Origin of the sequence: Streptomyces sp. SID10853 (assembly GCF_010548145.1) — a bacterium.
Classification (GTDB): Bacteria; Actinomycetota; Actinomycetes; order Streptomycetales; family Streptomycetaceae; genus Streptomyces.
The window spans coordinates 1-14,158 of the sequence record NZ_JAAGLN010000185.1; the positions used below are offsets into that span (position 1 = coordinate 1).

The following is a 14,158-nucleotide window of genomic DNA, read 5'->3' on the forward strand; positions in this document are numbered from 1 at the left end:
GCCGCAGCCCGGCCGATGCCGCCGCCCAGCCGCCCGCCACTCCCACCACGACGATCGGCGCATGCGCACCGGCCCGCTCCAGACCCGCACGCGCCACACCGGCCCGCAGCGCGACGGCCACCCGGTCGGCCACGGCGGTGCGCTCCGACTCCGTACGCAGGGCGAGGAGCAGCGGGACCCGGCCCTCCACGGGGCGTACGCCCAGGAGCACCGGCGCCCCGACGGAGGTCAGCTCCTCCAGGACGGCGCGGGCCAGCACCGCCCAGTTGCCCGACGGCGACAGCTCGGCCGCCAGCCGCATCACCACGGGCAGCAGCGGTCCGTCACCCGGCCGGAAACCGAGGACCCGGGCCTGCGCTGGCGCGTCGTGCGCGGATACCCGTCCCTCGGCGAGATCGGTCAGGAAGTCACCGCGTCCACGCGCGGCCAGCTCCTCCTCCTGCCGGGCCTGCATCAGCACGACGGCGAGGATCCCGGCGGTCCGCTCGGCGGCCATCCGGTGCACCTGGGCCAGCGGCGCCGACACCGGGAGGAGCGCCAGCCTGGCCCGCACCGAACCGGTGCCCGAGCCGCCGCCCGGCACATCCACCAGGACCGCGCCGGCGGGCCGGTGTCCGCGCAGCCCCTCCCACACCTGGAGCGGCTCGCCCTCGCCCGCGGCGTACAGCAGCTGACCGTCGGGGGTCTCCAGGAAGACCGGGTTGGCGGTGAACTCGGCGAGGACCGACAGCACTTGCGGCACCCCGCCACCGCCGAGCAGCGCCTGGGTGCATCGCCGGTGCACCTCATCGGCGCGCTGCACCAGCGCGTAGTGACCGTTGACGATCTCGGTGTGGACCTCCTCGGTCACCGAGACGAAGGGCACCTCGCGGTGCAGCTGGACCAGCGGCAGCCCCGCCGCCCGCGCGGTCTCCACGAGCGTCGTCGGCAGCTGCGAGAAACGCGGGCCGAGCTCCACCACCAGCGCGGCGATACCCCGGTCGGCGAGCCGGCGCACGAACGCCCGCTGCTCGGCGGGGCGGGTGCCGAGCCCGAGCCCGGTGGTGAGCAGCAGCTCGCCGCCCTTGAGCAGCGAGGCCATGTTCGGCACCTCACCCGCGTGCACCCACCGGACGGTACGGCTGAGCCGGTCGGCGCCCGCGACGACCTCGGGCAGCCCCCCGCGCAGCCCCGGCAGCTCAAGCGCCCGCTGCACTGTGATTCCGCCCTGGTTCTCCATGAGGCGGGACGCTACCCGAAGCGTGTCGCAGGTCACCGGTCCGGCCTCGGGGGGCCGGACCGTGCTGCTCCCGCGGGTCCTGGGACCCGCGGGTGTAGGTTCCGGCGAGCCGTGTCCTCTGGAGCTGCAGTGACCTGCACTTTCAGGCCGGATTCCGCGGTCGTGTCAGTGACACAGTCCCGCTTTCGTGTCATTTTCCTCAGCGAACGGAAGAGCCAACGGCCGCTCACTGATGGCGGCTCCAGTCGGCGGACCTCGGCCCGTGACGCCGCAGCCGCTTGTCATTGACCTGAACCTCTAGATGAGGCCAGGCTGTGGCCAGGCGCGAAAGATCGGCATCCTCCGGCAGGGGCACCGAACCCAGCGACTCGTCCGGCTTGAAATGGGCCGGCGTCCCGGTCGTGCCATCGACCTCGACGGGTTCAAGGTCACTGACGGGAACGCCGTGTTCGTAGCGCTGGGTCCAGGCCCCATTGAGGCGACGGTTGGTATGGACTAGGGCGTGTCCTGTAGGTCGGCACGCAGCCATAACACGATGGCGGCGATGATGATTTCTGAGCGGTAGTAGCTGCGTTCCGGGCTGGTGAGCGCGATCCCGCGAGCTCAACAATCGACCGGCTCCGCTGATCGACATCCACGCCGTTTGAACAGAGTCCCGCTTTCACCCACCTCACCAGACCGCGCGGGGTTACACCGAGTGACCGGCCTCGAACGTCGAAACGATGCCGCCGACCGCCGACCGCCGACCGCCGACCGCCGACCGCCGACCGCCGACCGCAGATCGGCAGGTCCGATCGGTCCGAGGGTCGGTGCCGTTCCCATTCCCGGCTTCCCAGCATCGTGCACGCATATGCACGCATAACGCTAGGCTGACCGGCAAAAGAGACACTCATTCATGCGATCACGAAAACCACGCGCGATCCTCGCTGCCGCGTTCTTTGCGGTGGTGACTGCGGTGGTGCTCACCAGACGTTACCGGCCGGCGCTCAAGACGACGGGGCTTCGCAACCCGGTACCCGGCCGGCGGTTATGGGTGTCGGCAGGCTGGCCGTCACAGCCCCGTCCACCAGCGGACTCCAGTTGATCGCCAACGAGCATGAACACATCTCGAAGTCCATCGCGGCGGTTACCACCGATTCCGATATCGGTGCTGCGCTCACCGTTCGGCCGTCGGTCGCCGGCGCGACTGAGCCGTCCACCGCGTGCACCAGAGCCTGGTAGAGCAGATGCGGACCGGCGCCGCTGTAACCCCCCGCCGAACACCGTGCCTGAGCAGAAGTGTCGCCGTTATCATTGACCGGTGATCGGCAACCTTGAGTCGTTCCAGGACGAGCTGGCCGCCAGCGGGTTTCCGCCGCTGATCAACAAGCTGGCCGGGGCCAGCTTCCGGGGCGGGATCGCCACCCGTGACCTCGGGCCGCTGCGGCTGGTCTCCCTCAACACGCCCGAGAGCGCCTGCATCGGGCGGGAGCGCGACGCCTCCGACGGCGAGAACCTGGCGGTCAAGGTGATGATCCGGGGCCGGACGCGGATCGAGCAAGGGCGCGGCGACGCCGAACTCGGGCCGACCGACCTGGTACTGCTCGATCCCACGCGTACGCTCCGGTTCGAGAGCACCGCCGCGGCGCACGTCACCATCCTGGTTCCGCGCCGGGAGCTTCGGATCCGGCCCGCGCAGATCGACCGGCTCATCGGCGTACGCATCGACGGCAGCCACGGCCCGGGCGCGCTCGTCTCCGTGCTGGCCCGGGAGTCGGCGTGGTCGGCGACCGAGTTCCGCGAGGCGGAGGCGCTGCGGTCGGCGGCGGCCGTCGTCGAGCTGATCGCGGTCGCACTGGAGGCCCGGCTCGGCGACGAACAACCGGCCCCGGACGAGTGGCTGCGGAGCCGGATCGCCGGCTACATCGAGACCCGGCTGGCCGATCCCGATCTGTCCCCGCCCGGCATCGCCGCCACCCACAACATATCCGTACGCCGGCTGCACAAGCTGTTCGAGGACCAGCCGCTCACCGTCGCGGCCCTGATCCGCTGTCGCCGCCTGGAGCGCTGCCGGGCCGAGCTGACCGGAAGCGGACGTACGGTCACCGCCGTGGCCGCCCGGTGGGGATTCTCCGATCCCACCCATTTCAGCAAGCTCTTCAAGGCGACGTACGGCTACAACGCCCGTGCACTGGTTACCAGCAACCGTGCACAGACGACCAAGACGCGCACAGCCGGCCCGGACAAGGATGGTGGTGACCAAGGCAGGCAATAGCAATAGGAGAAGTCGTGGCGAAGGTAAACATCGTCCGCCCCGGTGAGGGCGAGATCCTCGGCAGCGGGGCGCAGCAGATCCGCATCCTGGAGAACGGCGAGCACACCGACCACCGGCTGGGGTTCGCCGAGGTCACCATTCCGCCGGGCACCCCGAGCCCGTTGCAGCATCGCCACGCCCAGCATGACGAGGGCTTCTACGTGCTGGCGGGAACTTTCCGGTTCACCGTCGGCGACGACCAATACGACGCCGGGCCGGGCACCTGGGTCATCGTGCCGACCGGGGCGCCGCACACGTTCGCCAACGTCGGCGACGAGAACGCGGTCATGCTGAACACCTTCACGCCGGACCTGTATGTGCAGTACTTCCGCGACTTCAAGGCCATGATCGATTCCGGGCAGCCGGTCAACGCCGAGACCATGCAACCGCTCTGGAAGAACTACGCCACCGAGATCTCGAACGAATACGCCTCGTGAAGCGCCTTCAATACGACCGCTACGGCGGCCCGGAGGTGATGCGGCTCGCTGAGTTCGAGCCACCACGCCCGGGTCCGGACGAGGTTCTCGTCCGCGTCCGAGCGGCGGCTTCCAACGCGCTGGACTGGAAGATGCGCAACGGCGAGATGAAGTTGATGACCGGTCGCTCCTTTCCCCGGGCGATGGGGCACGACTTCGCCGGAGTCGTCGAGGCGGTCGGCGCCGGCGTCACCCGCCTGAAGGCCGGCGACGCGGTACTCGGCGGGGCTCGTTTCCGGCAGGCGGGGGCGTTCGCCGAGATGGTGACGGTCCCGGAGAAGGCGGTCGTGCTCAAACCGGTGGACCTTTCGTACGAGCAGGCCGCCGCGCTGCCGACCGTGGGCGTGACCGCCTACCAGGCCACGGCGGAGGTCCGTCCCGGGCAGGCGGTCTTCGTCAACGGGTGCCTGGGCGGGGTGGGCCGGGCCGCCGTCCAGTTCGCCCGGGCGCGGGGAGCCTCGGTCGCCGGCAGTTGCCGCAACCCTGCGGCCGACGAGGCCCACGAGCTCGGCGTCGAGCCGGTCGTGGGTTTCGGCTTCGACCCGGCCGCCCTCGCGGAACGGTTCGATCTCGTCCTCGACACGCCCGGCATGCTTCCCTTCGCCGCGGCCCGAACACTGCTGAAGCCCGGCGGAACCATCGTCGACATCGTCCCAACGCCGGCCAAAATGATCAGAAGCGCACTGCCCGGCCCGTTCCGGGCGATGATGGGCCGACCGGTGACCGCCGACCTGGAGGAGGTGGCCCGGACCCTGCGCCTGCCCATCGCCCGTACGGTCCCGTTGGCCGAGGCGATTCCCGCCCTGACGGAGCTGGAGCGCGAGCAGCGCCCGAAGGGCGGCAAACTGGTCATCGCCATGGCCGGAAGCCAAGCCGGGCCGAGCTAGGGCGTGTCCTGTAGGTCGGCAGGTAGCCATCCGTGGCCCCGTGGCCCGTGGCGTGGATGGCTGCGACTACGGCTTCACCGATCTGGGTCGGTTTCATCGGTGATGCCGTGGTTGTACGAGTGAGAAGTGGGTGTCCGATCTCGCGACCCGGTCTTCCAACTCTCGTGATCAGGGCCGTGTGGTGGGTTCCGAGTGCTTCGGCGGCTTCCTTGAGCGTCCAACAGCGTGACACTGCGGCAAACTCGCGGAGGCGGTCCCATGCGCCGGGCCCCGTGAAGGCAGGACGGAGGATTTCCGGTGCCTCTCTGGCCTGAGCGGCCAACTGCGCAAGTTCGGGGCGGGTGTGTTCGTTCACCTTGGTCACGGGGATGCCGTGCAGCTTGGCCCATCGGGTCATGGTCGTGGGGCAGACGGCATTTTCTCACGCCCGCTTCGGAAGTCATGATGGCCGGGCAGTGATCCGCTGACGAGCTGAGTCCCAGACCTCCTCGAACTCCTCGGAAGTCAGCTGCTCCGGATCATGACCTTCCCACTCCGAGACGGGCAGTTCTGCTGTGATCCCGAACCTGCTGTCGTACTCGTCGAGGCGGCCTGCGTCGTAGGCCCGCTGCCATTCCGCGAGGGAGGCTGCTGCGACCGGGGTCAGCGCAGGCCCTTCGAGCTCGATCTGCCGGGTCACCCAGCCTTCGGTGTCGACCTCGAAGTAGAGCCAGACGTCTTCCTCGTCCCAATGGCAGCGCATCCATGTCGTCACCAGACCATGATGGCGGAGCCCTCTGGCTACTCGTCGAGTTGATGTCAGAGCCGTGTTGGAGGATCACGCCATGCTGATTGCAACTGACGAGGCGGGGCGCGTGGTGAAGAAGCCCACGAAACCGGCGATAGGCAGGATGCCGGCCAACCTCCAGCACGGGAACGCGCACCTGGTCCTGGAACGCGTGGAGGAGGGTATGGAGGGCAGCTGGTATGTCCAGGTACTGCTGCGCGACGACAACACGTACCAACTCGAATTCCGGGACGGCGTGGCGGCCGAGCACTATCAGACTCGGACCATCTCCCAGGAGAAGGTGCAGACCGCCATGCTCGGCTGGGCAGCCAACAAGGCGTGCCGTGAGACAAGCAAGTCGAGTCAGCCCGGCTGCTGAGCGTCATCTGCTCCGAACTGCGAGCCGATGTTGTTCCACATGAAGCCGTTCTTCCAGGATCGGGATCTGACGAGCTGGTGCGGTCAGCGAGTAGTAGATGCGGCATCGGCCACCGTGCGGACGTTCTTCACGGGGTTCATTGCGAGCGGTGAGCCAGCCGGCTTCAGCGAAGCGCTCGAGCTGGTTCTGGATGGTGGCGCGAGACATGCCGGTGCGGTTCTGAATGTGCACCGCGTAGGTCTCCTGACCAGCGCATTCAAGGAGGTGTTTCAGCAAAGGGGCTATGGTCGGAGGGATATGGAAGTGAGTGAGTGCTGGTAGGTCGGAATCCAGGTAGGTCAATTGCGCATCCATGCCATCGGCCGCCGCCTCCGCAGATTCGATTTCAGCGCGGCTGGGCATTGGCTCGAACTTCGGTCCGAGAGCTTCACGCATGAGATCCTGAACCTGTAGATCATTCATATCTCGCAGCAGCGAAGCTCCGCGCCTGGTTGGGTGTTGGGCTGCATGGCGAACCGAGCGGTGGAACAGTTCAGCGCCGAGGTCGACTTCCAGACGATTGAACTGCCCGGTGAGCGCGCTGGGTCTGACCTTGAGGTAAGTGGCGGCGGTCGTGAGCGTAGGAAAGACCATGAGGATCTGGAAGCGCCGCAGGCGGAGCCATCCGTGCAAGTTCCCTTCCGTCACTTTCCGGATGTCGACTGGGACGGAACTGTCTAGTTTCCTATTCATGATCGGCCAGCTGTGAACGCCGAACAGCCGGCGCGGGACTCCGAGGTGATCGAGTCGTCGGCGGACGACATCACCTTTCGTTCCTAGCTCTTGGCCGATGTCATCAGCGGAGCGGGCCCGATTGACGTACTGATCGCGGAGCCACTCGTCGTCGAAGATGTGTGGCCGCTTCCCGCGATAGACAGGGATGCCGAGTTCCCTGGCTCGCTGAACCACGTACTTACGAGGCAACGAGTAGTCCTCAGCGATCTGGCGAAGCGGCTTTCCGTCCTGCTGGTACTCCTGCCGGAGGAGCTCGCGGGTGAGGATTTTGCTTCCGCGCTCGCGCAGTCGCCAGGCGGCGAACTCGGTAAGGGCGTTTGGCGTCGTGATGAACAGGCGCTCCCATGCTTCTCCGAGAAGGTTTCCCAGCGCCGGAGGGGCTGGGTTCGACATCGCTTGCGTCAGCCGGTCGAGGCACTCTTCCGCATGTGTGAAGACGGAGCCTGTGTTCGTGGTCCTGGTGATCGTGAAGCGGTCGAGTTCGAGTTGGGCTTGGGCGAGGGGGTGCCCCTGTTCGAGCTCCAGAGCGGGGAGGGCGCTCAAGTCGGCTCCGCAGATGCTTCGCTGACCGGTGGGGCGCAAGCAGCACCCGGGGGCGTTGACGTGGACTGGCCTGGGCAAGAACTCGCGCGGTTCCTTGAGGCAGCTCGGGCAGACACTCAGGAGTGCCTCGTGCTTGACGCAGGCCAGGGACCAGGGAAGCCACCAGCGCGTGAGCCAGCGTCCGTCCGATTCGCGCAGACACTGGGGGCAGAACCGCCGGCGAGGTGCGTAACGGCCGACAAGACCCGGCGGAATGACGGTCTGATCCAGGTGCCCCAGGGGAATCCCGGTCTGGACATCCAGCTGACGGAGCATCTCGGACGATGGGGCGACGAGAAGGCGGTGGGTGCGCTCATAGACGGGTAGGCCGAGAGCCTCAAGGAGGGCAGAAAAGGACGTCCACGAGCGTCGGGCAAGGGCCTCCAGCCAGCTGTCGAGCGAAGTCGGCGAACAACAGCCGCCCCAGCTCCAGCCGCGACTCGTAGATCACGTGGTCGCCCATGGTGGCCGACCAGTACGTGCCCGAATAGTGCTGCTGTCCCTTGAACCAGCGGAACGTGCGCCACGGCCGAGCCTCCTGCAGCAGCCGGAGCGGCACCGACGACCACTCCAGGTCCTCCACCACGGCCTCGTCACCACGCCGGACACTCAGCCGTACCGGTGCTGCCACCGCTGTACTCATCGGACCACCAACCCCGCGATTCCCGAGGCGGCCCCGTCGGCCGCCGAACGCTGGGGAACTGCCCCGGCCACGCACGCAGATGACGACCGGGGCGGTCCTGTACACAAAGAGTGGAACTACTCGCTCACGGGGCATGAATCCCATCCCCCTGTCTATTTACCGCGCGGTGGACACCGCCGGTGGGAAAAGGACAGGGGATCTGGGATCCCACAGCGGGTCATCCCCCGTAGGCCCCCGATGCCGTGAGCCGCAGGGCGGTGTCGATCAGTGGTACATGGCTGAACGCCTGCGGGAAGTTGCCCACCTGGCGCTGGAGCCTGGGGTCCCACTCCTCGGCCAGCAGACCGAGGTCGTTGCGGAGCCCGAGCAGCTTCTCGAAGAGCTTGCGTGCCTCGTCCACCCGTCCGATCATCGCCAGGTCGTCGGCGAGCCAGAACGAGCAGGCGAGGAAGGCGCCCTCGTCGCCCTCCAGGCCGTCGACGCCCGCGGAGCCGCCCGTCGTCGGATAGCGCAGGACGAAGCCGTCCGGTGTGGACAGCTCGCGCTGGATGGCCTCGACGGTGCCGATGACCCGCTTGTCGTCGGGCGGCAGGAAGCCCATCTGCGGGATGAGCAGCAGGGAGGCGTCCAGCTCCTTCGAGCCGTACGACTGTGTGAACGTGTTGCGTTCCTTGTCGTAGCCCCGCTCGCAGACATCGCGGTGGATGTCGTCGCGCAGCTCGCGCCAGCGCTCGATGGGCCCGTCGGCGTCCCCGGACTCGATCAGCTTGATGGTCCGGTCGACGGCGACCCAGGCCATCACCTTCGAGTGCACGAAGTGGCGGCGCGGCCCGCGCACCTCCCAGATGCCCTCGTCGGGCTGGTCCCAGTGGTCCTCCAGATACCGGATCAGCTTGAGCTGGAGCAGGGACGCGTAGTCGCTGCGGGCGAGACCTGTCATATGGGCGAGGTGCAGGGCCTCGGTGACTTCGCCGTACACATCCAGCTGGAGCTGTCCTGCCGCGCCGTTGCCCACCCGGACCGGGCCCGAGTTCTCGTAGCCCGGCAGCCAGTCGAGCTCCGCCTCGCCGAGCTCGCGCTCGCCGGCGATCCCGTACATGATCTGCAGGTTCTCCGGGTCGCCCGCGACCGCCCGCAGCAGCCACTCGCGCCAGGCGCGGGCCTCTTCGCGGTAGCCGGTACGCAGCAGCGACGACAGCGTGATCGCCGCGTCGCGGAGCCAGGTGTAGCGGTAGTCCCAGTTGCGGGAGCCGCCGATGTCCTCGGGCAGTGAGGTCGTCGGCGCGGCGACGATGCCGCCGGTCGGCGCGTAGGTGAGCGCCTTGAGCGTGATCAGCGAGCGGACCACGGCCTCGCGGTAGGGGCCGTGGTACGTGCACTGGTCGACCCAGTCGCGCCAGAAATCCTCGGTCGCCACCAGCGAGTTCTCGGGCTCGGGGAGCGCGGGCGGGGCCTTGTGCGAGGGCTCCCAGCTGATGGTGAAGGCGATTCTGTCGCCAGGTCCGACGGTGAAGTCGGAGTACGTCGTGAGGTCCTCGCCGTAGGTGTCGGCCGAGGTGTCCAGCCAGACCGAGTCCGGTCCGGCGACCGCGACCGTACGCCCGTCCACCTTGTGGACCCAGGGCGTCACCCGCCCGTAGCTGAACCGCATCCGGAGGGTGGAGCGCATCGGGACACGCCCGCTCACCCCTTCCACGATGCGGATCAGCTGGGGGGCGCCGTCACGGGGCGGCATGAAATCCGTCACACGGACGGTGCCGCGTGGCGTGTCCCACTCCGATTCGAGGATCAGTGAATCCCCGCGGTAGCGGCGCCGGTCGGCGACCGGCGGGCATGCCGATGGGGCATGTGCGGGTCCCAGCCGCCAGAAACCGTTTTCCTCGGTTCCCAGGAGTCCGGCAAAGACGGCGTGCGAGTCGAAGCGGGGAAGGCACAGCCAGTCGGCCGTCCCGTCCCGGCAGACCAGGGCAGCGGTCTGCATGTCTCCGATGAGTGCGTAATCCTCGATGCGCCCGGCCACGTGCAATCTCCAGTCGAACGGCCACGTCGCCCCTCGGGGCGCTTGTGTTGCAGTCAAGGGCTCTTTGAATTAGCTGACGAGCGCCGGCGGGCGCGTGTTCCGGAGAACGGGCGGGGGTGGTGCCGGCTTCCGGCCGTCTCGGCAGCGAGTGTCCGAGCAGGATACGACGCACCCAGGTGATCCGCATGACCTGCCCGGCAACGTGGCTGGTCCGAACGGGTGAGTGTTGGGTGACCGGGTTGCGACCTTCCGGTGAAGGCTGAGCTGTGTGTGGCGGAGACGGTGCTGTGCGTGGCCGGAAGCAGTCGCCCGCGGTCGCTGATACCCTGGTGGCCCGTGGACCGGTGGTCATTACGCCCCGAACCGCAGCGACGGCACCTCCGGAAGTCTCCGGGGCTCGTGCCGGTACGCACTCCAGATCGCGACCACGGGAGCCCCCTCTTGGCCATGCAGGCCCGCAACTCAGCATCCGCGACGACCAAGCACATCTTCGTCACCGGGGGTGTCGCCTCTTCCCTCGGCAAGGGTCTGACCGCCTCCAGTCTTGGTGCGCTTCTCAAGGCCCGCGGCCTGCGGGTCACGATGCAGAAGCTCGACCCGTACCTGAACGTCGACCCGGGCACGATGAACCCGTTCCAGCACGGTGAGGTGTTCGTCACCAACGACGGCGCCGAGACCGACCTGGACATCGGCCACTACGAGCGTTTCCTCGACGTGGACCTCGACGGTTCCGCCAACGTCACGACGGGGCAGGTGTACTCGACGGTCATCGCCAAGGAGCGGCGGGGCGAGTATCTCGGTGACACGGTGCAGGTCATTCCGCACATCACCAATGAGATCAAGCACCGGATCCGGCGGATGGCCACGGACGATGTGGATGTGGTGATCACCGAGGTCGGCGGGACGGTCGGTGACATCGAGTCGCTGCCGTTCCTGGAGACGGTGCGCCAGGTGCGTCATGAGGTGGGCCGGGACAATGTGTTCGTGGTGCATATCTCGCTGCTGCCGTACATCGGTCCTTCGGGCGAGTTGAAGACCAAGCCCACCCAGCACTCGGTGGCGGCTCTGCGGAACATCGGTATCCAGCCGGACGCGATCGTGCTGCGGGCCGACCGTGAGGTCCCGACGGCCATCAAGCGGAAGATCTCGTTGATGTGTGATGTCGACGAGGACGCGGTGGTGGCGTGTGTGGACGCCAAGTCGATCTACGACATTCCGAAGGTGCTGCACACCGAGGGACTTGACGCCTACGTCGTCCGCAAGCTCGATCTGCCGTTCCGTGATGTGGAGTGGTCGACCTGGGACGATCTGCTGGACCGGGTCCACAACCCCGACCACGAGGTCACCGTCGCCCTGGTGGGGAAGTACATCGATCTGCCGGACGCGTATCTGTCGGTGACGGAGGCGATCCGGGCGGGTGGGTTCGCCAACCGGGCGCGGGTCAAGGTCAAGTGGGTGACGTCCGACGAGTGCCGGACCCAGGCGGGTGCGCGGAAGCAGCTCGGGGATGTCGACGCGGTCTGTATCCCGGGCGGGTTCGGTGAGCGGGGGGTCGACGGCAAGGTCGGTGCGATCCAGTACGCGCGGGAGAACCGTGTGCCGCTGCTGGGTCTGTGCCTGGGTTTGCAGTGCATCGTGATCGAGGCCGCGCGGAACGTCGCGGGTATCCCGGACGCCAACTCCACCGAGTTCGACGCTGCCACCGCCCATCCGGTGATCTCCACGATGGAGGAGCAGCTGGCCTACGTCGAGGGCGCGGGTGATCTGGGCGGCACGATGCGGCTTGGGCTGTATCCGGCGAAGCTCGCCGAGGGTTCGCTGGTGCGCGAGGCGTACGAGGACCAGCCGTACGTCGAGGAGCGCCACCGTCACCGTTACGAGGTCAACAACTCCTACCGTGCGGAGCTGGAGACCAAGGCCGCTCTGGTGTTCTCCGGAACCAGCCCCGACAACAAGCTCGTCGAGTACGTCGAATACCCCCGCGAGGTCCACCCCTATCTGGTGGCCACCCAGGCCCACCCCGAACTGCGCTCCCGGCCCACCCGGCCCCACCCGCTCTTCGCCGGCCTGGTCAAGGCCGCGGTGGCCCGCAAGACCGGCAAGTAGCACGCGGACACGGGCGTTACCGTTGACCGGGGCGGGGTTCTCATGAGCCCCCGTCCCGGTTTCCGCTTTTGAGAGGACGCTTCCATGGCCATCAGGGACACCGCCGAGGAGTGGCAGGTCACCGCGACCACCACCCCCTTCACCGGGAACAAGACCAGCGTCCGCACCGACGACGTGGTGATGCCGGACGGGACCGTCGTGCACCGCGACTACCAGGTCCACCCCGGCTCGGTGGCCGTCCTCGCCCTGGACGACGAGGGCAAGGTCATCGTCCTGCGCCAGTACCGCCACCCCGTACGCCAGAAGCTCTGGGAGATCCCGGCGGGGCTGCTGGACATCCCCGGCGAGAACCCGCTGCACGCGGCGCAGCGCGAGCTCTACGAGGAGGCACACGTCAAGGCCGAGGACTGGCGGGTGCTCGCCGATGTCTACCCGACGCCGGGCGGCTGCGACGAAGCCGTACGGATCTTCCTCGCCCGTGAGGTCTCCGAGGCCGAGGGCGCGCGCTTCGAGGTCTCCGAGGAGGAGGCGGACATGGAGCACGCCCGGGTCGAGCCCGCGGAGCTCGTCCGTGGCGCGCTCGCCGGAGAGCTGCACAACACCTGCCTGGTGGTGGGGGTCCTGGCACTCACCGCCGCGCTGAACGGCGACGGCCTCGACGCGCTGCGCCCGGCCGACGCGCCGTGGCCCGCCCGCCCCTTCGAGGCGTAACAGCGGGGCAGCAGTACCCAGCAAGGCGCTGCGAGTCCACCTCTTCCGGATGCTGATCCGATGATCGGTTGATCCGATTGAGGGACATGCCTACTGCGCCAGCCCCGCCCCGCCTGGTTCGTCTGGATACGTGAACTACGCTCGGCACCGTCCCGTCCGGGCCCCCGGCGGGCCGGTGCGCAGGCGGACGGAGCGAGCCCGTGACGGATCAGGCGGTGGACGCGGTCGACCGGGTCACGACATCGGACGCCGGCCGGACGGCCGGTCATCTCTTCGGCAGGCAGCGGGAGTTGAAGGCGCTGCGCGCCGACATCGAACGGGCCGGTCTCGACACCATGGCCGGCCGCAAGGGCTCCCGCCCGCGGGTGCTGCTCATCGCGGGGAAACCGGGATCGGGGCGCAGCGCACTCGCCGCCGAACTGGCCGGGCAGCTCACCGCCGACTACCCCGACGGGGTCCTGAACGCCCGGCTCACCACGCCCGGCGGCGACCCGGTGCCCGCGGGAGAGACCGCCCGTCAGCTGCTCGGCGCCCTCGGAGTGCCGGCTCCGGCCGGCGCCGCCGACGACGACCTCACCGAGCTGGTGCGCGAGGCAGTGGCCGGGCGCCGGGTGCTGCTCGTCCTGGACGACGCGGCCGACGCGGCCCAGGTCGATCCGTTCCTCCCCGATGTCTCGCGCTCACTGGTCGTGGCCGTCTCCACCGGCCCGCTGACCGGCATCCCCGATGTCAGGCCCTGCACGCTCGGCGGTCTCGACACCGGCTCCGCGGTCGAGCTGCTCGGTCACTTCGCCGGCGCGGTCCGTATCACCGTGGACCCCAGGACCGCCGAGGCGCTGTCCGAGGAGTGCGGCGGGCAGCCGGCCGCCCTGGTGCTGCTCGGCGGCTGGCTCGCAGCCCGGCCCAAGCTGTCGGTCGCGGATGTCGCCCAGCAGTTCAGGAACCTGCCCGACGAGGCCGACGAGCCCGCGGCCGCCCGTCCACTGGCCCGCGCCTTCCGCTTCGTGTACGGGTCACTGCCGCAGCCGGCCGCCCGGATACTGCGGCTGCTCGCACTCGCCCCGGCCGGCCTGGCCGACGCGCACACCGCGTCCGCACTGGCCGGCTGCTCGGTCTCGGCGGCCCGGTCCACGCTGGAGGACTTCGCCGGGCTCGGGCTGCTGCGCCCCTGCCAGGACGGACAGTTCGAAGTGCCGGGCTGTCTCGCCCCGCTGCTCCGCGCGCTGCTGGAGGCCCAGGACCGGCCGGGCGAGGTGCAGCTGGCCAGGGCGCGGCTGCTGGAGCGGAGATCGGAAGAGCACA

The 14,158-nt window shown here is 68.6% G+C and carries 12 protein-coding genes; 7 read left to right on the plus strand and 5 right to left on the minus strand.

The window, feature by feature from the left end:
• Positions 1–1,219, minus strand: a 1,219-nt coding sequence (locus G3I19_RS26985; protein WP_164266317.1) for a PucR family transcriptional regulator ligand-binding domain-containing protein, incomplete at its 3' end; no start/stop codon positions are given.
• A gap of 1,300 nt (positions 1,220–2,519) precedes the next feature.
• Between G3I19_RS26985 and G3I19_RS26990 the strand changes: the two genes are divergently transcribed.
• The 3 genes from G3I19_RS26990 to G3I19_RS27000 are packed head-to-tail and all read left to right on the plus strand — an operon-like array spanning position 2,520 to position 4,875.
• Positions 2,520–3,473, plus strand: a complete 954-nt coding sequence (locus G3I19_RS26990; protein WP_164266318.1) for a helix-turn-helix domain-containing protein — start codon at positions 2,520–2,522, stop codon at positions 3,471–3,473.
• A gap of 14 nt (positions 3,474–3,487) precedes the next feature.
• On the plus strand, positions 3,488–3,949 hold the full coding sequence (locus G3I19_RS26995) for a cupin domain-containing protein (RefSeq protein WP_164266319.1): 462 nt from the start codon (positions 3,488–3,490) through the stop codon (positions 3,947–3,949).
• Complete coding sequence (locus G3I19_RS27000) at positions 3,946–4,875, plus strand: NADP-dependent oxidoreductase (RefSeq protein WP_343235219.1); 930 nt, start codon at positions 3,946–3,948, stop codon at positions 4,873–4,875. The genes G3I19_RS26995 and G3I19_RS27000 overlap by 4 nt, the downstream gene beginning before the upstream one ends.
• 439 nt (positions 4,876–5,314) lie before the next feature.
• Here G3I19_RS27000 and G3I19_RS27010 read toward each other — a convergent pair whose 3' ends face one another.
• Entirely contained in the window at positions 5,315–5,617 is a 303-nt protein-coding gene (locus G3I19_RS27010; RefSeq protein ID WP_164266326.1) for a hypothetical protein, read from the minus strand.
• Between the two features lie 82 nt (positions 5,618–5,699).
• Between G3I19_RS27010 and G3I19_RS27015 the strand changes: the two genes are divergently transcribed.
• Positions 5,700–6,020 carry a hypothetical protein gene (locus tag G3I19_RS27015; protein ID WP_164266321.1) on the plus strand — a complete coding sequence of 107 codons (321 nt, stop codon included), beginning with the start codon at positions 5,700–5,702 and terminating at the stop codon, positions 6,018–6,020.
• A gap of 3 nt (positions 6,021–6,023) precedes the next feature.
• Here the strand turns inward: G3I19_RS27015 and G3I19_RS27020 are convergent, their stop codons facing one another.
• The 3 genes from G3I19_RS27020 to G3I19_RS27030 all read right to left on the minus strand — a co-directional run bounded on the left by G3I19_RS27020 (position 6,024) and on the right by G3I19_RS27030 (position 10,039).
• A complete protein-coding gene (locus G3I19_RS27020) occupies positions 6,024–7,337 on the minus strand; it encodes a LysR family transcriptional regulator (protein WP_239074857.1) in 1,314 nt (437 codons plus the stop codon).
• A gap of 376 nt (positions 7,338–7,713) precedes the next feature.
• Positions 7,714–8,019 carry a hypothetical protein gene (locus tag G3I19_RS37730; RefSeq protein WP_239074858.1) on the minus strand — a complete coding sequence of 102 codons (306 nt, stop codon included), beginning with the start codon at positions 8,017–8,019 and terminating at the stop codon, positions 7,714–7,716.
• A gap of 217 nt (positions 8,020–8,236) precedes the next feature.
• Complete coding sequence (locus G3I19_RS27030) at positions 8,237–10,039, minus strand: glycoside hydrolase family 15 protein (RefSeq protein WP_164266322.1); 1,803 nt, start codon at positions 10,037–10,039, stop codon at positions 8,237–8,239.
• A gap of 447 nt (positions 10,040–10,486) precedes the next feature.
• Between G3I19_RS27030 and G3I19_RS27035 the strand changes: the two genes are divergently transcribed.
• From G3I19_RS27035 to G3I19_RS27045, 3 genes are all read left to right on the plus strand, one after another.
• The gene (locus tag G3I19_RS27035) at positions 10,487–12,145 is read left to right on the plus strand and encodes a CTP synthase (protein WP_164266323.1); all 1,659 of its coding nucleotides are present in this window, start codon (positions 10,487–10,489) and stop codon (positions 12,143–12,145) included.
• 84 nt (positions 12,146–12,229) lie between these two features.
• Complete coding sequence (locus G3I19_RS27040; protein ID WP_164266324.1) at positions 12,230–12,856, plus strand: NUDIX hydrolase; 627 nt, start codon at positions 12,230–12,232, stop codon at positions 12,854–12,856.
• A gap of 215 nt (positions 12,857–13,071) precedes the next feature.
• On the plus strand, positions 13,072–14,158 hold a 1,087-nt coding region (locus tag G3I19_RS27045; RefSeq protein ID WP_343235220.1), incomplete at its 3' end, for an AAA family ATPase.

What these genes read in the sequence shown, in the direction of transcription:
- G3I19_RS27040 (WP_164266324.1), top strand. Translation starts at nt 12,230, where the DNA reads ATGGCCATCAGGGACACCGCCGAGGAGTGGCAGGTCACCGCGACCACC.
- G3I19_RS27010 (WP_164266326.1), bottom strand. Translation starts at nt 5,617, where the DNA reads ATGCGCTGCCATTGGGACGAGGAAGACGTCTGGCTCTACTTCGAGGTC.
- G3I19_RS27035 (WP_164266323.1), top strand. Translation starts at nt 10,487, where the DNA reads ATGCAGGCCCGCAACTCAGCATCCGCGACGACCAAGCACATCTTCGTC.
- G3I19_RS37730 (WP_239074858.1), bottom strand. Translation starts at nt 8,019, where the DNA reads ATGAGTACAGCGGTGGCAGCACCGGTACGGCTGAGTGTCCGGCGTGGT.
- G3I19_RS27015 (WP_164266321.1), top strand. Translation starts at nt 5,700, where the DNA reads ATGCTGATTGCAACTGACGAGGCGGGGCGCGTGGTGAAGAAGCCCACG.